The sequence below is a fragment of the Psychrobacillus syltrankelensis genome, assembly GCF_055454035.1.
Genome location: NZ_CM144227.1, coordinates 3,807,372 through 3,830,330 on the forward strand (window position 1 = coordinate 3,807,372; position 22,959 = coordinate 3,830,330).

The 22,959-nt window shown below is 32.2% G+C and carries 24 protein-coding genes; 20 read left to right on the plus strand and 4 right to left on the minus strand.

The genetic code is table 11. From position 1 onward, the window contains the following. Positions 1-19: 19 nt before the first annotated feature. Positions 20-886 carry a GNAT family N-acetyltransferase gene (locus ACTSKG_RS18780; RefSeq protein WP_464756041.1) on the plus strand — a complete coding sequence of 289 codons (867 nt, stop codon included), beginning with the start codon at positions 20-22 and terminating at the stop codon, positions 884-886. 103 nt (positions 887-989) lie between these two features. Then, positions 990-1,448, plus strand: coding sequence for a tRNA (N6-threonylcarbamoyladenosine(37)-N6)-methyltransferase TrmO (gene tsaA / locus ACTSKG_RS18785; RefSeq protein ID WP_464756042.1), 459 nt, complete (start codon positions 990-992; stop codon positions 1,446-1,448). Positions 1,449-1,763: 315 nt separating this feature from the next. On the opposite strand, the gene ACTSKG_RS18790 is transcribed toward tsaA, so the two are convergent. The 4 genes from ACTSKG_RS18790 to ACTSKG_RS18805 all read right to left on the minus strand — a co-directional run bounded on the left by ACTSKG_RS18790 (position 1,764) and on the right by ACTSKG_RS18805 (position 4,698). Then, entirely contained in the window at positions 1,764-2,342 is a 579-nt protein-coding gene (locus tag ACTSKG_RS18790; protein WP_464756043.1) for a phosphatase PAP2 family protein, read from the minus strand. A 5-nt stretch (positions 2,343-2,347) separates the two neighbouring features. Further along, positions 2,348-3,325, minus strand: a complete 978-nt coding sequence (locus tag ACTSKG_RS18795) for an LCP family protein (protein ID WP_464756044.1) — start codon at positions 3,323-3,325, stop codon at positions 2,348-2,350. Positions 3,326-3,352: 27 nt separating this feature from the next. Then, positions 3,353-4,006: a DUF1232 domain-containing protein gene (locus ACTSKG_RS18800; protein ID WP_464756045.1), complete on the minus strand. Its 654-nt coding sequence runs from the start codon at positions 4,004-4,006 to the stop codon at positions 3,353-3,355. A 116-nt stretch (positions 4,007-4,122) separates the two neighbouring features. Beyond that, positions 4,123-4,698 (minus strand): manganese efflux pump, encoded by a 576-nt coding sequence (locus tag ACTSKG_RS18805; RefSeq protein WP_464756046.1) that lies wholly within the window; start codon positions 4,696-4,698, stop codon positions 4,123-4,125. Between the two features lie 544 nt (positions 4,699-5,242). Here ACTSKG_RS18805 and ACTSKG_RS18810 point away from each other — a divergent pair. The 18 genes from ACTSKG_RS18810 to ACTSKG_RS18895 all read left to right on the plus strand — a co-directional run bounded on the left by ACTSKG_RS18810 (position 5,243) and on the right by ACTSKG_RS18895 (position 22,739). Then, entirely contained in the window at positions 5,243-5,566 is a 324-nt protein-coding gene (locus tag ACTSKG_RS18810; RefSeq protein ID WP_464756047.1) for a hypothetical protein, read from the plus strand. A gap of 107 nt (positions 5,567-5,673) precedes the next feature. After that, the gene (locus ACTSKG_RS18815; RefSeq protein WP_464756048.1) at positions 5,674-5,997 is read left to right on the plus strand and encodes a hypothetical protein; all 324 of its coding nucleotides are present in this window, start codon (positions 5,674-5,676) and stop codon (positions 5,995-5,997) included. 31 nt (positions 5,998-6,028) lie between these two features. Continuing rightward, on the plus strand, positions 6,029-7,933 hold the full coding sequence (locus ACTSKG_RS18820) for an ABC transporter permease subunit (protein ID WP_464756049.1): 1,905 nt from the start codon (positions 6,029-6,031) through the stop codon (positions 7,931-7,933). A gap of 82 nt (positions 7,934-8,015) precedes the next feature. Next, positions 8,016-8,540: an RNA polymerase sigma factor gene (locus ACTSKG_RS18825; protein WP_464756051.1), complete on the plus strand. Its 525-nt coding sequence runs from the start codon at positions 8,016-8,018 to the stop codon at positions 8,538-8,540. Between the two features lie 238 nt (positions 8,541-8,778). Further along, positions 8,779-9,525 (plus strand): hypothetical protein, encoded by a 747-nt coding sequence (locus tag ACTSKG_RS18830; RefSeq protein WP_464756052.1) that lies wholly within the window; start codon positions 8,779-8,781, stop codon positions 9,523-9,525. A 193-nt stretch (positions 9,526-9,718) separates the two neighbouring features. Further along, complete coding sequence (locus ACTSKG_RS18835) at positions 9,719-10,372, plus strand: sugar transferase (RefSeq protein ID WP_464756053.1); 654 nt, start codon at positions 9,719-9,721, stop codon at positions 10,370-10,372. Positions 10,373-10,443: 71 nt separating this feature from the next. After that, entirely contained in the window at positions 10,444-11,205 is a 762-nt protein-coding gene (locus tag ACTSKG_RS18840; protein ID WP_464756054.1) for a tyrosine-protein phosphatase, read from the plus strand. 51 nt (positions 11,206-11,256) lie between these two features. Next, entirely contained in the window at positions 11,257-11,997 is a 741-nt protein-coding gene (locus ACTSKG_RS18845; protein ID WP_464756055.1) for a YveK family protein, read from the plus strand. Beyond that, positions 11,990-12,685, plus strand: a complete 696-nt coding sequence (locus tag ACTSKG_RS18850; protein WP_464756056.1) for a CpsD/CapB family tyrosine-protein kinase — start codon at positions 11,990-11,992, stop codon at positions 12,683-12,685. The genes ACTSKG_RS18845 and ACTSKG_RS18850 overlap by 8 nt, the downstream gene beginning before the upstream one ends. A 217-nt stretch (positions 12,686-12,902) precedes the next feature. After that, positions 12,903-13,805, plus strand: a complete 903-nt coding sequence (locus ACTSKG_RS18855; protein WP_464758069.1) for an NAD-dependent epimerase/dehydratase family protein — start codon at positions 12,903-12,905, stop codon at positions 13,803-13,805. A 13-nt stretch (positions 13,806-13,818) separates the two neighbouring features. Next, the gene (locus tag ACTSKG_RS18860; protein ID WP_464756057.1) at positions 13,819-14,430 is read left to right on the plus strand and encodes a GNAT family N-acetyltransferase; all 612 of its coding nucleotides are present in this window, start codon (positions 13,819-13,821) and stop codon (positions 14,428-14,430) included. Between the two features lie 235 nt (positions 14,431-14,665). Next, entirely contained in the window at positions 14,666-15,892 is a 1,227-nt protein-coding gene (locus tag ACTSKG_RS18865; RefSeq protein WP_464756058.1) for a glycosyltransferase family 4 protein, read from the plus strand. 18 nt (positions 15,893-15,910) lie between these two features. Beyond that, positions 15,911-16,930 (plus strand): polysaccharide biosynthesis protein, encoded by a 1,020-nt coding sequence (locus ACTSKG_RS18870; protein ID WP_464756059.1) that lies wholly within the window; start codon positions 15,911-15,913, stop codon positions 16,928-16,930. Further along, the gene (locus tag ACTSKG_RS18875; protein ID WP_464756061.1) at positions 16,930-18,045 is read left to right on the plus strand and encodes a capsular polysaccharide biosynthesis protein CapF; all 1,116 of its coding nucleotides are present in this window, start codon (positions 16,930-16,932) and stop codon (positions 18,043-18,045) included. Before ACTSKG_RS18870 ends, ACTSKG_RS18875 begins: the two co-directional genes overlap by 1 nt. After that, positions 18,042-19,166: a non-hydrolyzing UDP-N-acetylglucosamine 2-epimerase gene (gene wecB, locus ACTSKG_RS18880; RefSeq protein WP_464756062.1), complete on the plus strand. Its 1,125-nt coding sequence runs from the start codon at positions 18,042-18,044 to the stop codon at positions 19,164-19,166. The genes ACTSKG_RS18875 and wecB overlap by 4 nt, the downstream gene beginning before the upstream one ends. Further along, on the plus strand, positions 19,166-20,359 hold the full coding sequence (locus ACTSKG_RS18885; protein ID WP_464756064.1) for a glycosyltransferase: 1,194 nt from the start codon (positions 19,166-19,168) through the stop codon (positions 20,357-20,359). Before wecB ends, ACTSKG_RS18885 begins: the two co-directional genes overlap by 1 nt. Continuing rightward, positions 20,360-21,484, plus strand: a complete 1,125-nt coding sequence (locus ACTSKG_RS18890; RefSeq protein WP_464756065.1) for a glycosyltransferase family 4 protein — start codon at positions 20,360-20,362, stop codon at positions 21,482-21,484. After that, positions 21,468-22,739: a glycosyltransferase family 4 protein gene (locus tag ACTSKG_RS18895; protein WP_464756066.1), complete on the plus strand. Its 1,272-nt coding sequence runs from the start codon at positions 21,468-21,470 to the stop codon at positions 22,737-22,739. The genes ACTSKG_RS18890 and ACTSKG_RS18895 overlap by 17 nt, the downstream gene beginning before the upstream one ends. The last annotated feature ends 220 nt before the right edge of the window (positions 22,740-22,959 follow it).

The following is a 22,959-nucleotide window of genomic DNA, read 5'->3' on the forward strand; positions in this document are numbered from 1 at the left end:
AGTTAGGGGAGTTTAGTTAATGAAAGTCGCTGATACTGCAAAATTTCAATTAGAAAACTTTGAGGTTATTGATATACCAAGTTTAATTGATCTGTCAAATTCTGTAGGGTGGGACTATGACGAATCTGAAATTAAAACAATCATGTCCTCAGGAAAAATTTATGGATATAAAAATGAAATAGGAGAAATTATATGTAGTGCAGCAATTGTTACATATGATTCAAAATTAGCATCCATTGGGATGGTTATCGTTAGACAGGATTATCAGGGGATGGGGCTAGGGAAGAAAGCTACAAAAAAATGTATAGAATCTATTCCAAGCAGTACAACGATTATGTTAATTGCAACTGAGGAAGGAAAACCTATGTATGAAAAAATGGGTTTTAGTTCGGTAGATTCCATCCAAAAATTCATTTGTAAAACCTATGAGCCAAGTGATACCAATGTTAAATCTATAAATATAAAAGTATATAATGAGAAAGATTTTACACAATTAATACAAATAGATAAAGAGGCTTTTGGGGATAACAGAAAAACCTTTCTTTTAAACAGGATTAAACAGTCAAAAGTTGCCTTAGTTGCGAAGGATTCTAATGGAAAAGTTATTGGTTATGGACTCTCTATATCCGGCCCAGTTAATCTAATATTAGGTCCAATAGTTGCTCCAGATTCTGAAACAGCATTGGCAATTGTCGATGAGTTAGTTAAAAATCATCAAGGTAAACTAAGAATCGATGTTCCTTCAGGGAATGAAGAATTTATAGCTCAGTTAATAAAATGTGGTTTCTCAAAAGTAAGCCAACCTCCTATTATGATTAAGAATTCAGTGGAGTTACCTCGTCGAAATAAAACCTTATATAGTATTGCCGCACAGATTTTCGGATAAAAACATATAAGCGTTAGTTATTACTTCTAATAAGTAATTTGTCATTTTTTTATCATAAGACAATATGTTATTATTTTCCTGTGAAGAAATGGGGAGAATGATTATGTTTACAATGAATTCAATTGGAGTAGCTTACAATGAACGTAAAACTCCGGAAGATGATTATTGGGGAAAAGTAATATCAGAAATAACATTAAACAGTGAATTGAATATTAGCTGTCTCGATGGGATTGAAGCTTTTAGTCACTTGGAGATTATATATGTATTTCACCTTGTTCAAGATGAAAATATTCAGTATTCCTCAAGACATCCTAGAAATAATAAAGAATACCCTAAAGTAGGTATTTTTGCACAAAGGGGAAAAAATCGACCTAATAAAATAGGGGTAACAATTGTTGAGCTATTAAAAAGAGAAGGAAACACTTTAACTGTCAAAGGATTAGATGCAATTGATGGAACACCTATAATAGATATCAAGCCTGTTATGAAAGAGTTTTTACCAAAAGGCGATATAAGACAGCCTCAATGGTCATCTGATTTAATGGCTGATTATTGGGGGTAAGAGGATAATGGGATTTGCTAGAGTATAAAAGTTTTATGCTCCTCAAAATCTACCGGTAATAGTGAAGTTGATGTTTAGTCCAAAGCCCTCAGGAATTAATGAAGACAAGATGCATTTAAAGGACAGTTGGGTTTTTCCCAAACTAATTCATTAATATGATCGTATTAGAATTAAAAAGGAGAAATTTAAGAGATTAAAGTAAATTCTGTTGAATTTACTGGTTGTATATTCACATATAAACTGAGATTCTTTTCTTGTCAAAATATATAAAAAATTGTGTAAGCGACGAGCACTTACACAACTTTTATATTCATTTTATCCAATTGTTTTCGTATTTGATCTGCGGAAGATGTTGATAATTCCATTATAGGCTGGTTCAAGAATTCTTCTTTGCCATATGACCATATACGTGACAACTAATGCTATTATTGCACCCGATAACACATCAAGTGGGTAATGTACACCAATATAAATTCTTGAAAGAGCCATTAAAAAGGCAAAAATTAATAGCGAAATTCCCATTTTTTTTCGTTTCCAAAAGACTGCAAGTGCCAAAGCAAAAGATCCTGCAGAATGATTACTCGGAAATGAAGGATCTAAATTAGATTTCTGAACAAGCAATGTCACTGCATGATTTACAAATGGACGAGGACGAAAATAGGATATTTCAATTAATTTGTCTATCCCAAGCGCTATAACGGCAATCGTACATGCCAACAAAACAATTTTTCTATTTTCCAGTTTATCTCCTGATTTTGTAAACCATAACCATAATAACGCTAAACCAAGTAAAAATGGACCATATTTTGAAAATAAAATGACTGTTTGATCTAATAAATTATTTTTTCCTGCAAACTGATTAATTAATTCAAAAAGTTGAAAATCTAGATGCATATCTCTCACTCCTTAGGGTACACAAGATCTGTCTCTGTTGCACTTTCTCCATTCCCAGAAAGGAATTCATGCAATGCTTGTTTGTTTTTATCAAAATCAATACTTAGGACAGAACCAACGTTTACACGTTCATCCTTAAAGGAATCTTTAACGGGTATACGTAATGTTTCCATTTGCTGTTCTTTTCCAATAAGTAAACCTTTTCCAATTGTAAGTATCGTTCTCTTATCTAAATTCGTATCAATGTATGGGTCAGCAATGCCAAGAAGCTTCGGAAGGTTAACTAAGCTATGAACAGAAATAGCTTGTACCTTAGCTTTTGACAACACTTCTTGTTGTCGTTCTACTCGACCAAAATCGCTTTTAGAATCATGGCGAAAACGCACATATCCTAATAATTCATCCCCATGTAAGGTTTGCTTTCCTGGATGTAAAGTCATACCTATCCCATACTTCATTTCATTAGGAATATCCACATCAATCCCATTTGGAGCTACAATGTCAATAATTTTTGGAAAACCTTGAAAGTCAACTACAGCATAGTAATTAATATCTAAATCAAAGTTTTGCAAAATCGTTTTTCGAACAAGTTCAGGGCCTCCAAAAGCAAAAGCAGCATTTATTTTTTGTTTTCCATGACCAGGAACTTCCACATAAGTGTCTCGCATAATCGAAGCAAGTTTTATGTTATGTGTTTTTTGATTGTAATGCGCAATCATTAGCGTATCAGAAAGACCTCCCCGATTAGGCCTAGCATCGCTACCCATTAACAAAATATTAATTTCTCCAAATTGGGGTTCTGGACCTTCAAATGGATCAAATGTCTTTCCATCATCTTTATAGAAACCATCGCTCGCTTCTGTTAGCCCACTATTATATTGATAAACTGAATATATAATTGTAGGAACGATTATCAAAAGAGCTATTAATAGTGTATTTCTTAGCCATTTACGCTTTCTTTTTTTCCTTGTTCTTTTCTCCATAACTAGTACCGCCTACCGTTTATATTGTTAGTTATTTTTCATAAAAGAATTTAGCACAAATTGTACAGCAATCGCATCATCTAAATAGCCAATTGGAAATATATAATCTGGAATAACATCAACGGGTATTATAAAATACAAGAGTGCTCCTCCAATTAATACAAGCTCATGTGAAGTGCCCTTTCTGTGACGAAACTTCTCAAATAGTTCTTTCAATTCATTAATAAATGGACCTATACTACCCACTTTCTGAAGCTTTTCCTCAAAGCTTGTAAGAATAGTTTTATTACCTTCTTCTGTTTGTGAGTAATGTCCGTAATTGGATAAATGTTGTTCGACACGTGCAATTGAAAACTTATCATCTACTAGATTTGCTTTCGTAATAATATCTTGGATCTCTTCAACTGCTGTATAAATATCCGAATCAGAATTTTCTTGTGTCTGTTCAATAGGATATCCAGCTCCAGCTGCTTCAATAAGCTCTGCCATTGGAATTTCAAGGCATTCAGAAAATCTTTGTAAGTGCTGTAGGTTTACTTTTCGTTTCCCGTTAATAATACGAGAGATTGTTGCTGTATCTATTTCGGTAAGTTCACTTAATCTTCGCATGGATAGCGAACGTTTTTTTAAGATTTCCTTTAGTGACAAGCCGAAACTGTTATTCGTGTTTACCTCAGGCATATTCACTTCTCCTTTCGATGTTTGTTGTTACTTGTGCCGAATAAAAAACAAATAGCTGTATGAAGTGTATATCTGTGTTGACATTTTGTCAATGGAAGGACCACTCAAATGTAGTATTAAAAGAATGAAGTAACGGCGATTACTATAATGATAGCTCCGCTTAAAACAGATCCAAATTGACCAACTGTAAACTTCCCAATCCGAACTGATGATAGTTTTACACCTAATTTAACACCAATCCAAATGCTAATATAACTACCGATTGCTGCAGTTGCCGAGATAGCTAATGGCGAAAAGCCGAGTAATCCTGCACTTAAGCCATTTGTAAGAGCATTTGCAGACAATGCTATGCCAAGAAAAATGGATTCTCCCCATCCAATTATCCCAAGGTTATTACTTTTAGTATCCGTTTTTATTGCTCCGCTGTTAGAAGACCTTGCTAAGAGAATAATTCGAATACCAATAACAAAGAGGAGAAATGCTCCTACAATTACGGGTAAAATTCCAGGAAGAAAGGATGATAGCCAAATTCCAAATGAAATTCCCGCCATACTCATGAGAAAACAAATAATCGCAATCAAAAAATTTTTAACTACCCCAATATGAATTTCACGAATCCCATAAGATATTCCTACTGCTAAATTATCTATACTTGATGAAACTGCAAAAGCCAGAATGACTAACAAAACCAATGAAAACACCCCTTATTTTTTCACATTATATGGAGGGTGTTGACAAATAGTGCTTGTCAATTCGACTGAAATTGACAAAAAGTCAACGAGTTATTTTGAATATTAAAAATGTATTTTATTTTTTAGGAGAACTGTTTCCTATATATGGACGAATAAAAGTTGAAGAGGATTCGCCAAACGCATAATATCCTAATAAATTCCAAGAGAGCGACGGACAAACATCCGCCACAAGATTACCGAAAAAAGTGTAGCCAAAATTCTTTGTGCGAAGAGTAACCGCAGGAGCAAATGTTTCGTGCAAAGCAATCAGGAAATACTGAAGACAATATACTCTTAAAGAGCGCTTGCGGTTTTCTATTTTTTTTACTCTTTCACTTACTTTCTTCACACATTGGAAGTATTTTATTGATCATTATATTAATACATAGACATATTGGAATTTTTTTCTTTTTATGAAACTAATTCAATATATAAACGTAAATGAATTATAGGGGGAAAATTTAGAAAATAAAGAAACCTAGTTTGATTTAAACGGGGAGAAATTATGAGAAAAATAATTACTTTATTAATTACAGTAGTAAGTTTAGGAATTTTAAATTGGATTAGTACATTCTTAGTTAATGCTAGTTATATAGATATTGCGATTCCTTTTGGAATTGTGGCGATATTTATTGTTTATATGTTCACAATGGAAACTGGGAGGTTGAATCGACAAATGGATTTGGAAGTACATGGGCTAATTGAACAAAGAATGGATTTCATTAAAAGAATAAACAGTATGTCTTTTGTTTTTTTAGGATCTGTTATTTATTTTCTATTTACGATTGTAGCTACCTTCTTCATATATAGGGAGTATTTTTTCAATTGATATGTTGGAAGTTAGATAAGAGAGTTTAATATGAGTAGATTTGTAAGCGTTTTATGTAAATTTTTGCTCGACTTCTTAGGTATTATGTGATTAAACGGAGGGATATTATGAGAAAAATAAATACATTACTAATTACTGTAGTAAGTTTAGGAATTGTAAATTGGATTATTACATTCTTATTTAATGCTAGTTTTATAGATATTGCGATTCCTTTTGGAATTGTGGCGATATTTATAATTTATATCTTCACAAATAAAAGTGGGACAAAGAGTCGGCAAATGGATATGCAAATACAAGGTCAAACAGGTATAAAAATGGACTTTACTCATCGAGTAAACAGTGTATCTTTCGTTTTTATAGGATCTCTTATTTATTTTCTACTTACACTTGCAGTTTCTTTCTTCATTTATAGGGAATATTTTATCAACTGATGTGTTGGTAGTTAGATAGGAAGGTTTTAATATGAGTAGAATTGTAAGCGTTTTATTTAAATTTTTGCTCGGCTTACTAGGGATTATGTTAATTAGCTGCACACCTGCGCTATTTACAATAAATGATGCTTTTGATTTTCACGTGTATTTCAAGACTTTTGTTGGGTTATTAAAGGATTTAGCGGATCCATCTAAATGGCATCTGAGCTATTTCATTTCTTCCACGGTTGAGAGAGGAAAAATATCCTTCCTCGAATACTTTAAAGGACCTTATTTATACTCTATGACTGTTCTAATTATTTCTTTATTAATGTCTTTTATTACCGCGCTACTATTGGCTTTTATAACGATGTTATCGAATAGAACGGTAAAAAAAATTGTCCTACAAATAACCAAAATTCTAGAGTCATTTCCCGATTTTTCATACGTCTTTCTGATTCAAATGGTTGTAGTTCAAGTATATTTAGCAACTGGATATCGGATTTTATCTTTTTATAGTTTAGGTGGTAATTTGGTATATGTTGCCCCTATCGTATGCTTATCAGTTATTCCGACACTATTGTTTTTCAAACTTTTCCTTTTGATATATAAAGAAGAGTTGAACCAGCCATATGTGGAATTGGCAAAATCTAAAGGTTTGAATAAGGTAGAAATATTAATTAGGCATTGTAGTTCCAACGTCTTGAAAAGTGCATTTTTTCAGTCTAAGTCAATTATTTGGCTCACTTTATCCTCTTTAGTTATTATTGAATATCTATTTGGGATGAAGGGAATTCTTTATTATTTAAGAGCGGATTTTAGCCCCACAGGTATAACATTTATTCTTTTCTCGGTGTTTATACCATTTTTTATCTTTTATTCGTTCGTAGAGAATATTGTGTATAAAGGAAGCGTTGAGAGAAATGTAATTTTTGAGAAATATAATTTGCCATTATTACATAAGCAACAATTACATTCACTATTTAAAATTAGCAATAAAAGAATCAGCTTATCAACATGTAAAATTATATTCAAGCGCTGGGACATAATCTTCCCACTTTTCATCGTGCTTGGGCTGCTTTCTATTAGCTTTTTATACACCATTTTATTTCATGATCAAATCGATCAAATTAATAATATCTATAATGAAGATGGAAAGTTAATAAGCAGAGCACCACATCCTCCGTCTAAAAGTGTATTCTTTGGGACAGATCCTTATGGTTATTCTATTTTGCAACAGTTATTAGTCGGTGTGAAATATACTATACTGCTCACATTAATAATTGCAACGATACGAATAGTTGTTGGATATATAATGGCGATTGTGTATGTATTTTATATGAATAATAAAAGCCGAAAAGTGATAAATGCGATAGCAGATGGCATGCATTTTCTACCATTAACTTTGCTTGTATTTATCTTATTAGTTCCAGTACTTATTAATTCTACAGGGGTTTGGAATACTACATTAACGGAGCGATTAGTGTTACAAGTTCTAATCATGTCAATCATTGTCTTACCCGTCACAACGAGTTCAATTGGAAATGAAATGAATGAAACCTTAAAAAAAGAGTATGTTCAAAACTCTGTAATTATGGGGGGGTCATTAACTTGGGTCATATGGAAGCATATTAATCCACAGTTATGGACAAAGCTAGTTTTATTTTGGACTCAGCATATTGTACAAGTGCTTCAAATGTTTGTTCATTTAGGAATACTTTCGATTTTTGTAGGGGGAGCGGCTTATTACGAAGATACACCTTATCGATTAAAGCCTGATATATCCGAGATTTCTGGGATGATAGCAATTTCGAGAGATGTCTTTGTAACAAAGCAGTTTTGGATGATTATTCCACCTTTATTGGTTTTCATGCTCTTAATCTATTGTTTTAATCTGATTGCTGAGGGAATATCGAAAAAACCTAAAAAATATAAAAGGAATAACACCGGTTTATAATATCCGGTGTTTTTTTAATGTCACATTATGGTGTAGTTGTTTGTCTTACATATAGAGAGAAGAAAAAGGAGGTGCATAGGGAGTGTATACAAATGTAACGGAATATGTAATCGAAGAGTCGCATGAGACGAAGGTGGAGGAATTACTAAAGGAGTATCATCAGAAAATTTATAGGTATTGCTTTAATATCTTGAGAAATGCACACGATGCGGAAGATGCTGCACAGGAGGTATTCATCAAAGCATTTCAAAATAGAAAACTGATGGAAATAAATAATAGCAGTGCTTGGCTGTATAGAATTGCGTACAACCATTGTCTAAATAAAATTAAGAGAAAAAAGCTTGTTGAATTTATTCCATTTACTGAAAAGGGTCTGTCTCCAAAAGAAGATACAAATGAATATAGTGACTTTGAATTAAGTTACATATTGTCCCAATTGAAACCAAAAGAAAGAGCATTGATCGTATTAAGAATAATAGAAGATAAAGACTTTAAAGAAATAGCGTCTATTTTAGATATTAGTATCCCAACTTCTAGAAAGAGGTTTGAGCGAATAAAATCGAAAATCCAAAAAATAATCGAAAGGAGATCGGATGATGGACAATAAAATCAAAACGTATGAAGAATTTGAAACGCGTTTGAAAAGCCAAGCCGTCCCACAGATAGAGCATAGCAATTCTCTTAAGAATAAAATAATGGAACGAAAAAAGATATCTAGACCTATTTATTTAAGAGCTTCGTTTATCGCCATTTTTCTTTCTATTTTTTTTACTGCATCTATAGCTACAGCCATGCAATATACGGGGTGGAGACTTTTTAATTCGGAGGGGAAACAAGTTTTCGAAATGAATTCAATGACTCTGGAAGAAGCAGCACCACATAGAAAATATGATGAGGTCATGGCGAAATATAGATGGATAACGAATAATCTTCAGGAGACAATGCCTAAAGGAAAAATAAAATATTTTCTACCAGTTGATGGGTATGAAGAGCTCGGATTAACTGCCTTAGCTGCGATATTTAAAGGAGAGGAAATTGCGAGCGTTTCACAAATTCCTAAAGAATTTAAGGGTAGCCTCCTCTTAAATGACGAGTTACAAATTTCGGATGAGGTAAAGGGATCTCTCTTCTTCGAGAGCGACTCATTAGATAAATATATACTTACAGAAGGAAAGATATATTATGAGACTCCAAATCTGGGAGTTGATGGATTTGAAGCTTTGACTGAAGAAATGTATAAGGAAGCAAAGGAGAATAATGCAAAATATACTATAAGAGAGGCTAAGTCAACAGACGAAATAAGAGACATAAGTCTTATGTATAGAGAAAGTAAAGAAAGTTTTGGTGGCATTGAAATTCAACTACAATCTGCAAAAGGAGGGCTATCTACTACAGAAAATGTAGCTTCGTACACCAAGATGACAGAGGAAGGGATAGAATACTTATACGATCCATTTTTTCAGCAACTCTATTTTGTAGTAGAAAATAACTCAAAGAAGTTGCTCGTATCTGTTAGGTTCACAGCAAAAATGGAGGGTAAAACAGTGAATAGTAAAGATCTAATCACAATTGCAAAAAGCATGTTAAAATAATGGCGCCATTTGGTCATTATAATACTTCAAAATAATATTTATGAGCTGTCCTAGGGAATAAATCCTAGAGACAGCTTATTTTTGTCTCCATTAACTTGTTCATCACTTTATTTTGTTAGTTCTTTTTTAGTAGGGAAGGTGAATATACTTTCTTAGTAGCTCAGAGTTTTCAAATATTAAAGGAGGCTGCGTTTTGGAAAGCTTGAAGAATATAACCTTGCAGCAAAGCAATCGTTTCCTATATCAGCGTTATGGTAAGCGAATTGTAGACTTATTGGGTAGCGTTTTACTTATAGTAATTTGTATTCCTTTAATATTTTTATTTTCAATTATACTTTTCTTATTTTCCGGAAGTCCAATATTATTTAAGCAAGTCCGATCTGGCATGAATAATGTTCCTTTTACGATTTGGAAATTTCGAACGATGCAGATTGAGTTAGAGGAATCTAGTAGTCATCAATATGCCTGGCAGCATGAAGTACCTAAAGACTTTTCCTTTGCTAAACCAGAACATTTAGATGTTACAGCCTTAGGAAAAATATATAGGAAGTTTAGTATAGATGAAATCCCTCAATTATGGAATGTACTTAAAGGAGATATGAGCTTGGTGGGACCAAGACCTGAAATAGTAGAAATAACAAATCATTATTCTACAGAACAAAAGAAACGATTACTCGTAAAACCAGGAATTACAGGATATGCACAGGTTAATGGGAGGTCCAAAATTACACACGGGGAGAAAGTACTGCATGATTTGTACTATGTGCAAAATTGTTCATTTTTATTAGATTTGAAGATTGTAATACGAACGATTGTTATTGTGGCTACTGGAAAAGGAGCTTATTAAAAGTATTTATGTTTCATAGACTAAAGGGACAAGTAATTCAATCAACTATCTACTAAAGGGGTAGTAAACAGATGTTAGCAGATATCCATAATCACATTCTACCTGGACTAGATGATGGGGCTCAATCCATGGAAGAAGCGATATTACTTGCTGTAGATTCAGTTGCAAATGGGGTAACACATATAATTGCTACCCCGCACCATCTGAATAGCAAATACAATAATTCTTCTTTAATAGTAAAAGAAGCGGTTGCCCTTTTTTACAGAGAACTTTCTCGGAGAAATATCCCATTAAAAATTCTGCCAGGACAAGAAATTTATCTATCGATTAATAATATTCTAGATGAACTGGAGGATAATCTATTAACGCTAGCAAATAGCGGAAAGTATTTATTAATCGAACTACCTAGCAACCATATTCCTTCTTGTACTTTAGAAATTTTTTATAAAATCCAACTAAAAGGATATATTCCGATTATTGCACATCCAGAAAGAAATGCTGTACTAAGAAAAAACAAACAATTGCTATACGAGTTCGTAAGTAAAGGGGCACTCATTCAAATAACAGCTTCGAGTTTAATTGGGGATAATGGTAGAGGTTTAAAAAAGTACACAAAACTTTTAATCAAACACAATTTAGTGCACTTTATAGCTTCAGATGCACACCATTATTTAAAAAGACCTTTTTTGTTAAAAAAGGCTTATCAATATGTTAAAAAGAAATTTTCTAAAAGCCATGTTACTTACTATTGTGAAAATGCCAACCATGTCATATTCGGTACAGAGTTTCAACCATTACCACCAATTAGTTTCAAAAAAAATCGTCATATATGAATTAACACTTGATTCTATTCGAATGAGCGAGAAAAAGGGGTTATAACTCTAATGGAGGAAACAATTAGTTTACAAGAACTTTTTAAAACCATAAAGAAACGGCTTGTACTCATTATTAGTATGCTCGTTTTAACGGTATCGATTACCGGTGTATTCAGCTACTATTTTCTGACACCGATTTATAATGCATCAACACAAATTCTCATAAACCAGAAGGAATTCCAGCGGGAACAATTAAACACTCAGGACATTCAAACAAATCTTCAATTAATTAACACATACAATGTCATCATTAAAAGCCCAATTATTTTATCAAAAGTAATCGAAAATTTGAATTTAAATATGACACCTGCATTACTTAATACAAAAATATCCGTTAATAGCGAGCAAAACTCGCAAGTTGTGAACGTACGTGTAGAAGATCCAGATTTGCAAAAAGCAATTGATATTGCCAATATGACAGCCGAAGTGTTCCAAAAAGAAATTAAATCATTGATGAACGTAGATAATGTCAACATTCTCTCACCAGCAGTATACACAAAGAACATTTCACCTGTTAAGCCTAAACCTGTCCTAAATATAGCAATAGCAGCTGTAATCGGTTTAATGCTCGGGGTGGGAATAACTTTTCTCATAGAGTATTTAGATACAACTATAAAAAACGAGCAGGATATTGAAGAATTTTTAGGTTTACCAATCTTGGGACTCATTAGTCCTATTTCAAGGGGAAATTTAAAAAGAACAAAAGATTTAACTAGTAGCATAAGGAAAAGAGGATCAAAAAGTGTTTAATAAGAAAAAAAAATTGAAGCAATTTGCTGCACGGAAACTTGTGACGAATGTTAGCCCTAGATCCATCATTTCGGAGCAGTTCCGAACTGTCCGAACAAACATTAACTTTTCACTTCCAAATAAAGATTTGAAAACACTTTTATTTACTTCTTCTTCAATTGGAGAAGGGAAGTCCACCTTAGCTGCAAACGTTGCAATTGTTTTCGCACAAGAAGGAAAAAAAGTGCTCCTCGTTGATGCTGATTTGAGAAAACCTACAATGCATTACACTTTTGAAAAATCCAATTCACCTGGTTTAACCAACTTACTGACAGGGCATTGGCATTTTAATGGAATAGTAAAAGAATCTGGAATTGAAGGATTACACCTAATTACTTGTGGACCTATTCCCTCCAATCCTGCAGAACTTCTTGGATCAAGTCTAATGGATATTTTTATAAAAGAAATAAGAGAGATTTATGACGTGATTATATTCGATGCCCCTCCTGCTCTTTCCGTTTCAGATGCACAAATTCTTTCAAATAAATGTGACGGTACAATACTAGTCATTAGTTCTGGTAAAACGGAGAAAAGGAACGCTGTAAAAGCTAAAGAAGTGTTACAAACTTCTAAAGCAAATATTATTGGGACAATTCTTAATAATTATAAACTTGAAAAGGATCATTACTATTACCAGTATTACGAGTAAAGTGAGGCTTTAATAGAATTTCTCCAAGATCTTCTTGGACATGATAGGCGGTATGCAATAGAGAATTCTAAAATAAGTAAAGAATCGGACTGGTCCGCTTCTTACTCTTTTGAAGAAGGTATTGCAGAGACAATTCATTGGTATTTAGATAATGTTGGTAAAAATGATTTATACGTATCGAAATTCAATTGAATCGGAGGTTACACATTTGAAGGTAATGGTGACAGGAGCTGCAGGTTTTATCGGTTCTTACGTTGTACAAGCATTATTAGAACAGCAAATTTACGTAATAGCAGTAGATAATTTAACTACTGGGAAGTTGAGTAATCTACCAGAAAACATTATCTTCTATGAAATAGATATTACGCAAGAGAATCTTGAGGCGGTTTTTCAATTGGAACAACCAGACTATGTCATTCATTTGGCTGCGCAATCATCGGTTATCGAATCGATGAGTAACCCAGTAGAAGATTGCCAAGCAAACTTATTCGGAACTTTGAATATTTTACGATATGCAAGACAATATGAGGTGAAAAAATGCGTGATAGCTTCCACAGCGGCAGTCTATGGTAATCCAACTACATTTCCAGTATTTGAAGACAGTAAACTCTCCCCACTCTCTTTTTATGCTCTTTCTAAACTATCTGCTGAAAAATATGCTCAGCTTTACGAGAAATTATTTGATGTAAAAAGCAGTATATTACGATTTTCTAATGTTTTTGGCCCGAGGCAACCAAATGGAGTAATTACAAATCTTATCCATCGGTTAATACAAGGAGAAAATCCAGTTATTTATGATGGCAATCAAACAAGGGATTTTATCTATGTAAAAGATGTAGCAGCGGCATGTATACAATCCGTACTATCTGATTATACAGGAGTTTGTAATATTAGCTCCGGTATAGAAGTCTCTATTCAAAAATTATATGAAGAGATAGCTAAATTAACTGGTATGAAGGTAGAACCAGTTTATGAATCACTTAGAGAGGGAGAGATTGAGCGGAGTGTTCTCTCTAATGATAAAGCAATAGCATCACTTGAGTGGGTCCCAGTTTATAGTTTTGCTGAAGGTTTGAAAGAAACCATTCAGTATTACACGCATCAAAAGCAACCAAATTAGAAAGGGGAATGGTTTGGAGCTTATACAGATTAAAACACTTAAGCATTTAGAAGTATTCGAGAAAGAATGGAATGCTATTTTGGAAGAGAGTAAAAATGAAAATCCATTTATTGAGTACGCTTTTATTAATAATTTGTGGAAATCAATGGAATACCAAGGGAATGTAGAAATATATGCGGTTAAGGAGCATAATCGAGTAATTGCATTTTTTCCATTTCAGGTAAAAAAAGCGGGATTAGCATATGTGATCCACTTTATTGGTAAAAATGAAGCGGCATTTATGGACTTTATTGTTAAGAAAGTAGATCTGAAAAGAACTATTATGTTCACAATGGATGAATTAATTCGATTGAAAAAAAGTGCTGTGTTTTCCTTGCATGGGCTGTTAGAAAGTTCTAATACTATAGAAAGCTTATCTGAATATCTAATAGCACGAAATTTGAAAGCACGCAATTATCGAATGGATTTACCTTCTTTTGAATTTGAAAACACTAGAATAATAATCTTTTCTACAAATACGCCAAAAGCAAAAATGTATCGCAATTTTTTATGGATAAAGGAATGGAGCTTATTTAAGAGATTACCAAAAGGGATTTTGGAAAATCCGACTACCTATGATGATTAGAAGTAAGTTAGTAAAGTAAAACTACGAAGGGAGCATAGAGATTCCTTTCGTATTTTTACTTAGTCTAGTATGTATACATATGATTAAGCCGCTTTTTAGAATTTCAGAATTCCAAAGGCGGCTAATCTTATATTATATGCAATCTGGGATAGGTTTGAATTAAGTTGAATACTACGAAATACTCAAGCATATTATAAAACGAAGATACGCTTGAAAGTAAGGGGACAAGATATAGATGGGCTTATCAACAAAAAAAGTAGGAATCTTATGTCAATACTTTTATCCAGAACATGTGTCTACTGCAACTCTTATTACTGAACTTGCACTTGGTTTAAAAGAAAGGGGCTTAGATGTTAGTGTAGTTTGCGGATATCCTCAAGAATTCGTGTCTCATAATTACAAGGAAATACAAATTGATGAAGTTTTGGAAGGAGTAACGATCAAAAGAGTTAAATACACCGCATACAATAATAAATCAAAGTTCGGGCGTATATTTAACTTTTTTTCACTTTTTCTATCTATGTTAACTAAGTTTTTTTACTTAAGAAAATTTAAGACGATCATTGTTTATTCCAACCCACCTATTTTGCCTTTAATTACTTATTTCTTAAAAAAGATTTATGATACAGAATTTATATTTGTTGCTTTTGATATTTATCCAGATAACGCACTAAGGATTAATAGTATAAAAGAGAATGGGATAATCCACAAACTTATGAATTCTATTAATAGACGTGTATATTCAAAAGCTTCTAATATAGTTCTTTTAGGAAATGAAATGAAAGATTATGTATTAGGTCACAACATAGCTAAGAGTTCTAAAAATCTACAAGTTATTCCAAACTGGTTCTCTAATGAAAAAAGTGTTCAAAGTACTCAAATAGTTAATGATAAATTTAAGGAAATTCAACAGAACTATAAGTTCATTGTTTTATATTCCGGCAATATGGGTGCCGTCCAGGATATGGAGACTATTTTACAAGGAATCTTACATTTCAAAAATCACAAGGATATATTTTTTGTTTTCTCGGGACACGGTACTAAAGTGGAATACGTTACAAGTTTTTTAAGAAATAATGAGATAGTCAATTCCAAAGTTTTTGGATTTCTTCAGGGACAAGACTATGCGGATGCTTTAATTATAAGCAGCTTATGTTTAGTTAGTTTAGAAAAAGGCATTGACGGTCTTGGAGTACCAAGCAAAACGTATGGATACTTAGCTGCTGGAAAACCAGTAATATCCATTATGAGTTCTGATACTGATATTGCAAAAGACTTAGCGGAATTTGAATGCGGTGTGAATATTGAACAAGGTAATATAATCGATTTCGTGAATGGTATTAATAGATACTTCTTAAGTTCAACTTTAGCTGAAGTGGAATCTGGTAACGCCAAAAAATTATATAAAACTAAATATACTAAAGATATGAATGTAGATAAATATTATGAATTGATTATATAGAGAAAAGATGTGGAATTTATGTTTAAAGATAAAACATTGCTTATTACAGGTGGAACAGGATCATTTGGAAATGCTGTAATGGAGCGGTTCTTAAATACTGACATAAAAGAGATTCGAATTTTTTCACGTGATGAGAAAAAACAAGATGACATGCGTAAATTATATAACAATGACAAACTTAAGTTTTATATAGGTGATGTAAGAGATATCGCTAGCGTTAAGTACGCAATGCATGAAGTAGATTATGTATTTCATGCTGCCGCTCTTAAGCAAGTCCCATCATGTGAATTTTTTCCGATGGAAGCAGTTAAAACAAATGTAATTGGTACAGAAAATGTATTAAATGCTTGCATTGAATATGGAGTGAAAAAGGTAATATGCCTTTCAACAGATAAAGCGGCTTATCCAATAAACGCAATGGGTATTTCTAAAGCGATGATGGAGAAAGTTGTTGTTGCAAAATCAAAAACTGTCTCTCCTGAAAAAACATTAATCTGTGGAACAAGATACGGTAATGTTATGGCCTCTCGGGGATCAGTTATTCCACTATTTGTGGAACAATTGAAAGTAGGAAAAGCTCTAACAGTCACCGATCCAGAAATGACTCGATTTTTAATGAGTCTAGAAGAAGCGGTAGAACTAGTAGTATTTGCATTTCAACATGCAAATTCAGGAGATATTATGGTACAAAAATCACCAGCATCTACAATTGCTGATTTAGCACAAGCTGTAAAAGAATTATTTAATGCTAATAATGATATAAAGACTATAGGTACAAGACATGGAGAAAAACTCTTTGAAACGTTATTAACTAGGGAGGAACATGTTGTTGCTAAAGACTTAGAAGGGTTTTATAGAGTCCCAGCAGACAATCGGGACTTAAATTATGATAAATATTTTGAAGAAGGAGATAAAAAACTTTCATCAGATGAAGAATATAATTCTCACAATACGTATCGACTCAATGTTGAACAAATAAAGGATAAACTACTGCAACTACCTTATATTCAAAGTGAATTGAAAGGATGGAGTAACTAGTGAAAATTCTAATAACAGGGGCATCCGGTTTCGTTGGAAAAAACTTAGTAGCTGAGTTGAAAAATAGAGGGTATGAAGAGTTATTTTTATTTACAAGAGAAAACTCATTGGAGGATCTATGGAAATTTACAAAAGAATGTGAATTTGTATTTCATTTAGCAGGTATCAACCGACCAGAAGATGAAAAAGAATTTATGGAAGTTAATTTTGGATTTACATCTACACTGCTAGAACTGTTAAAGACAAACTCTAATAAAGCTCCTGTACTTTTTACTTCATCTACTCAAGCAGAGAAGGATAATCCTTATGGTAGAAGTAAAAAAGCTGGTGAAGATTTACTATCTGATTATCAAAATGAAACCGATGCAAAAGTATACTTTTATAGACTCCCAAATGTATTTGGTAAGTGGAGTAGACCTAATTATAATACGGTGGTAGCTACTTATTGTCATTATATAGCTAGAGACTTAGACATCCAAATAAACAGTCCAGATGCAGAACTTAATTTATGCTATATAGATGATGTATTAGAAGAATTTACAAAAGCATTAGAAGGTAATCCAACCTTCCAAGATAACTTTTGTGTTGTACCTATTACACATACTATTAAACTGGGAGAATTAGCTGATCTTATAAAAAGCTTTAAGGAAAGTAGAATAAATTTAAGTGTTGTTAATATGGACGATAAGTTAACTCAGAAACTTTATAGTACATATTTAAGTTTCTTACCGGAAGATCAATTTTCTTATAATCTTAAGATGAATATTGATCAACGAGGGTCTTTCACAGAATTTATTAGAACTCCTGAAAGAGGTCAAGTTTCTGTAAATTTATCAAAACCAGGAATCACTAAAGGTAATCATTGGCATCACACAAAAAACGAGAAATTCTTGGTCGTAAGTGGTGAGGGTTTAATTCGTTTTAGAAAATTAGACTCTGAAGAAATTATTGAATATAGAGTTTGTGGAGAAAAGTTACAGGTTGTTGATATTCCTACTGGATATACACACTCCATTGTAAATGTAGGAAAAGGTGATCTAGTTACAGTAATGTGGGCAAATGAATGTTTTAATCCCGAAAAACCAGACACGTATTTCTTGGAGGTAAATAAATGAAGAAATTAAAAGTCATGACAGTTGTTGGTACCAGACCTGAGATTATTAGACTGTCTGCAGTGATAAATAAATTAGAAGAATCGAATGCAATAGAACATATACTTGTCCATACTGGTCAAAACTATGACTATGAATTAAATGAAGTATTCTTTAAAGACTTTAAATTGAAGAAACCTGATTACTTTTTAAATGCTGCTAATGGAACTGCTGTAGAGACAGTAGGAAATATTCTTATTAAGATTGATCCAATTTTAGAGGAAGTTCAACCGGAGGCCTTTTTAGTATTAGGCGATACGAATAGTTGTTTATGCGCGATTGCAGCGAAGAGAAGACATATTCCAATTTTCCATATGGAAGCGGGTAATCGATGTTTTGATCAAAGAGTACCAGAAGAAACGAATAGAAAAATTGTCGATCATACAGCTGATATTAACTTAACTTATAGTGATATCGCAAGAGAATATTTGTTAAGAGAAGGACTCCCGGCAGATCGGATTATTAAAACTGGAAGTCCAATGTTTGAAGTTCTTAATTCAAGAAAAGATGATATTGAGAAATCAAATATTTTAGAGAGATTAGACCTTGAGGAAGGCAAATATTTTGTAGTATCCGCACATAGGGAAGAAAATATTAATTCAGAAACCAATTTCTTAGATTTAGTTGAAAGTTTAAATACAGTTGCAGAAAAGTATAATATGCCTGTTTTTGTAAGTACGCATCCTAGAACGCAAAATATGATCAATGCTAAGGGGATAGTGTTTAATCCATTAGTAAAAACAATGAAACCTATAGGATTTAATGATTATGTAAAACTTCAAATAAAAGCTAAAGTTGTGCTTAGTGATAGTGGAACGATTAGTGAGGAATCTTCTATTCTTGGCTTTAGAGCGCTTAATATTAGACAAGCTCATGAAAGACCAGAAGCGATGGAAGAAGCCTCGGTGATGATGGTGGGGTTGAGAAAAGAGAGAGTATTGCAAGGATTAGAAATTTTGGAAGCGCAAGATGAAAAAAAATTAAGAATAGTAGAAGACTACAGTATGCCTAATGTATCAGATAAAGTATTAAGAATTTTAATATCTTATACTGATTATTTGAATAGAGTAGTGTGGGGTAAATAATGAAAGTATTACAAATTAATTCTGTGTGCGGAGTAGGAAGTACAGGTCGAATTGCTACAGATATTCATTCTATTTTAGAGGAACAAGGACATGAGAGTTGGATTGCTTATGGTCGGGGTGAAGCAAAAAACTGTAAAAATACTATCAAAATAGGAAATAATATAGATAACTATAAGCATGTTGTAAAGACTAGAATTCTGGATAGACACGGATTTGCTTCTGAAAAAGTAACTAAATTGTTCATTGAAAAGGTAAAAAATCTTGATCCAGACGTTATACATCTACATAATATTCATGGTTACTATATTAATATTGAAATCCTTTTTAGCTACTTAAAAAAAGCAGATAAAAAAGTTATTTGGACTTTACATGATTGCTGGCCATTCACAGGACACTGCTCATATTTTGATTATGTAGATTGTGGTAAGTGGAAAACAGGATGTTACGATTGTCCTCAGAAAAATAATTATCCAAGTAGTTTTATTTTAGATAATTCCGAAAAAAATTATCATGAAAAAAAAGTCATGTTTAAAGGTGTCAAAAACATGACGATAGTTACTCCGTCAAAGTGGCTTTCAAAATTAGTTAAGCAATCTTTTTTAAGTGATTATCCAGTTCAAGTTATTAATAATGGAATTGATTTAAACATATTTAAACCGTTTGAAAGTGAATTTAGAGAGAAATATAAATTAGAAAGTCAATTAATAATATTAGGAATAGCAAATGTATGGGAAAAAAGAAAAGGATTACATTATTTTTTGGAGTTGTCGAAAAGAATTAAGGAAAATGAAACTATTGTTTTAGTAGGATTAACAGAAAAACAAATTAAAGACCTTCCAGCAAATGTTATTGGTATTAATAAAACTGATAGCACTCAAGAATTAGCCGAAATATATTCTGCAGCAAACATATTTTTAAATCCTACTCTTGAAGATAACTTTCCTACCACGAATCTAGAGGCACTTGCTTGTGGAACGCCTGTAATAACTTTTAATACAGGGGGAAGTCCAGAAAGTATTGATAGTACCTGTGGAATGACAATTGAAAAAGGTAGAATTGAAGATTTAATAGATGCAATTGAGCAATTAAGTATAACAAATTTCAGCTCAAATAATTGCATAGTTAAGGCAAAAAGATTCGATAAGTATGATAGGTATAATGATTACATAAATCAGTATCTGAGGGGTTTATAAATGAAGGTACTATTTTTAACAAACATTCCATCACCATATAGAGTTGATTTTTTTAATAGACTTGGAGAAGAATGTGACTTAACAGTTTTATATGAACGTAAACAAGCTAGCGACAGAAATTTCAAATGGGAGTCAAAAAAGTATAGAAATTTTAATGAATTTTTTTTAAAGGGAATTAAATTTCGACAAGATTCAGCACTTTGTGTGTCAGTATTAAAGTACTTAACAGTAAAAAAGTATGATATTTTCATTATTAGCGGTTATAGTACACCCACTGGAATGTTAGCTATTGAATATTTATCAGCTAAAAAGATTCCTTTTATTTTGAGTGCTGACGGAGGAATAATAAAAAATGAAAGTTATATTAATAAAGCAATCAAAAAGCATTTTATTAGTAAAGCACAGGTATGGTTAAGCACAGGCAAAAAGACAAATGAATACTTACTTAATTATGGTGCAAAAGAGATTGATATTTTTGAGTATCCTTTTACTTCAATAAAAGATCAAGATATCATAGACAATGTTTTAACAAAAAATACAAAGTCTATCATTAGGGGAAAACTAGGAATTAAAGAAGAAAAAGTGATTTTATCCGTTGGTCAATTTATATACAGAAAAGGATTTGACGTTCTTATAAAAGCATGTGAAATGATGGATAAAAAAACAGGTATATATATAATTGGAGGAATACCAACAAAGGAATATACTATTTTAGTAAATGAACTAGGGTTATCTAATGTTCATTTTCTAGAATTTAAAACAAAAGAAGAATTAAATGATTATTATAAAGCGGCTGACTTATTTGTCCTCCCAACACGTGAAGATATATGGGGACTCGTAATTAATGAAGCAATGGCAAATGGTTTATCTGTCGTTACAACTGATAATTGTGTAGCAGGGCTAGAACTGATTAAAAACAATGAAAATGGTTATATTGTTCAAACAGAAAATATAGAGCAATTAGCAGAAAAAGCAAACTTAATTCTTATTAATAGTAAATTGAATGAAAAAATGGCGAAAAATAATATTGAAACTATTAGAAATTATACTATTGAGAGTATGGCGAAAAAGCATATAGAAATTTTGGAGAAAGTAGAGGAGCGGTGGAATGGAAAAACTACATAAAATAATTGTAGCTCATCCGGGACAACAACATTCATTTAAGACTGCCGCAGCATTAAAAAAAGCTAATTTGCTTTACAAGTATTTTACAACTGTATATTACAAGAAAAATTCTATTACAAATATTTTAAGTGAGTTTTTAAAAGGAGATGACAGTATTAGAGTTAATAAAAGGAGATGTAATGACCTTTTAGATATTGACATAATACAAAAATACGAAATCTTAGGTTTGTTAACAATTCTATTTTCTCGAATATTTAAAAATCAAAAATGGGAAGAGAAGTGGAATAACTGGGTGGTTGATATTTTCGGAAGAAAAGTTGCTAATTTCGCCATAAAGAACAATGTAGATGCAGTCATATCATATGACAATAACTCTGGAATTCTTTTTGAAAAACTTGAAAGCAAAGATATTATACGCATCTTAGATGTTTCTGCTGCAAATAGATTATATATGCAGGGCATTTATAATAATGACCTAAAATTGATTGGAGATTTTGTACAACTTTACGGAAATACTCAACTAATTAAACAGGAAAAGTTAGTTAAAAGATATGAAAATGAAATTAGATATACTGATTATTTTATAGTCGGTTCTAAATTTGTAGAAAAGTCACTACTTTTTAGTGGTGTTGAAAGAAGCCAAATTAAAATAGTTCCATATGGTGTTGATATTGAAAAATTCAAATTTAATCTTAAAAAGCTTAATGATAGTGAAACTATTAAATTTATTTTTGTAGGAAATGTTAGTTCAATAAAAGGGATATATTATTTACTAGAAGCATTTAAGAAACTAAATAATAAAAATATTCAAATTGATATTATAGGGAAATTTAATGGACCTGAAACTCTTTTAGAACCTTATATACCCTTCTGTAACTTCAGGGGAAGTGTGCCGAATGATCGAATGCCTGAATTATATAAAGAAGCAGATATTTTAGTATTTCCATCATTAGGAGAGGGGTTCAGTTTAGTGGTATTAGAGGCTATGGCTTCTGGATTGCCAGTAATTGTTTCCAAAAACGCCGGTTCAAGTGATGCTATTGTAGAAGGAAAGAATGGATTTGTTATAGATATTCAAAGTGTGAACACTATCATTGAAAAAGTAACTTGGTTTACAAAGAATAAAGACAAAATTGAGGAGATGAGTGTAGCAGCTAGAGAAACAGCTCTTGAATATTCTTGGAGAACCTATAATGAAAAGTTAACTAAAGCGGTTTATGAAATTGTTGACCTAAAGAATAAAAAAAGAAAGTAAATTCCTGGAGATTCAAAAAATATAAAAAAGATATTTTGTAGATGATGTTTATTAGGTGAGTTTACATTTCGCCGGTAAGTTCTCAGAAGGTTAAGGTTTCTCATTCCGTGAGTAAAATATGCATATATGTATCGTTAAAGGCATCCCCTGAATTAGAGTCGATTCGAATTTCTACTTGTTTTCTATAGTGAAAAGTAAAGACATTCTTTCCCTCACTATT

Coding starts and splice junctions, on each gene's coding strand:
- ACTSKG_RS18830 (WP_464756052.1), top strand. CDS start 8,779: ATGAATTCAATGACTCTGGAAGAAGCAGCACCACATAGAAAATATGAT.
- ACTSKG_RS18810 (WP_464756047.1), top strand. CDS start 5,243: ATGAGAAAAATAATTACTTTATTAATTACAGTAGTAAGTTTAGGAATT.
- ACTSKG_RS18840 (WP_464756054.1), top strand. CDS start 10,444: ATGTTAGCAGATATCCATAATCACATTCTACCTGGACTAGATGATGGG.
- ACTSKG_RS18790 (WP_464756043.1), bottom strand. CDS start 2,342: ATGCATCTAGATTTTCAACTTTTTGAATTAATTAATCAGTTTGCAGGA.
- ACTSKG_RS18800 (WP_464756045.1), bottom strand. CDS start 4,006: ATGCCTGAGGTAAACACGAATAACAGTTTCGGCTTGTCACTAAAGGAA.
- ACTSKG_RS18780 (WP_464756041.1), top strand. CDS start 20: ATGAAAGTCGCTGATACTGCAAAATTTCAATTAGAAAACTTTGAGGTT.
- ACTSKG_RS18865 (WP_464756058.1), top strand. CDS start 14,666: ATGGGCTTATCAACAAAAAAAGTAGGAATCTTATGTCAATACTTTTAT.
- ACTSKG_RS18815 (WP_464756048.1), top strand. CDS start 5,674: ATGAGAAAAATAAATACATTACTAATTACTGTAGTAAGTTTAGGAATT.
- ACTSKG_RS18895 (WP_464756066.1), top strand. CDS start 21,468: ATGGAAAAACTACATAAAATAATTGTAGCTCATCCGGGACAACAACAT.
- ACTSKG_RS18795 (WP_464756044.1), bottom strand. CDS start 3,325: ATGGAGAAAAGAACAAGGAAAAAAAGAAAGCGTAAATGGCTAAGAAAT.
- wecB (WP_464756062.1), top strand. CDS start 18,042: ATGAAGAAATTAAAAGTCATGACAGTTGTTGGTACCAGACCTGAGATT.
- ACTSKG_RS18845 (WP_464756055.1), top strand. CDS start 11,257: ATGGAGGAAACAATTAGTTTACAAGAACTTTTTAAAACCATAAAGAAA.
- ACTSKG_RS18890 (WP_464756065.1), top strand. CDS start 20,360: ATGAAGGTACTATTTTTAACAAACATTCCATCACCATATAGAGTTGAT.
- tsaA (WP_464756042.1), top strand. CDS start 990: ATGTTTACAATGAATTCAATTGGAGTAGCTTACAATGAACGTAAAACT.
- ACTSKG_RS18855 (WP_464758069.1), top strand. CDS start 12,903: ATGGTGACAGGAGCTGCAGGTTTTATCGGTTCTTACGTTGTACAAGCA.
- ACTSKG_RS18885 (WP_464756064.1), top strand. CDS start 19,166: ATGAAAGTATTACAAATTAATTCTGTGTGCGGAGTAGGAAGTACAGGT.
- ACTSKG_RS18820 (WP_464756049.1), top strand. CDS start 6,029: ATGAGTAGAATTGTAAGCGTTTTATTTAAATTTTTGCTCGGCTTACTA.
- ACTSKG_RS18870 (WP_464756059.1), top strand. CDS start 15,911: ATGTTTAAAGATAAAACATTGCTTATTACAGGTGGAACAGGATCATTT.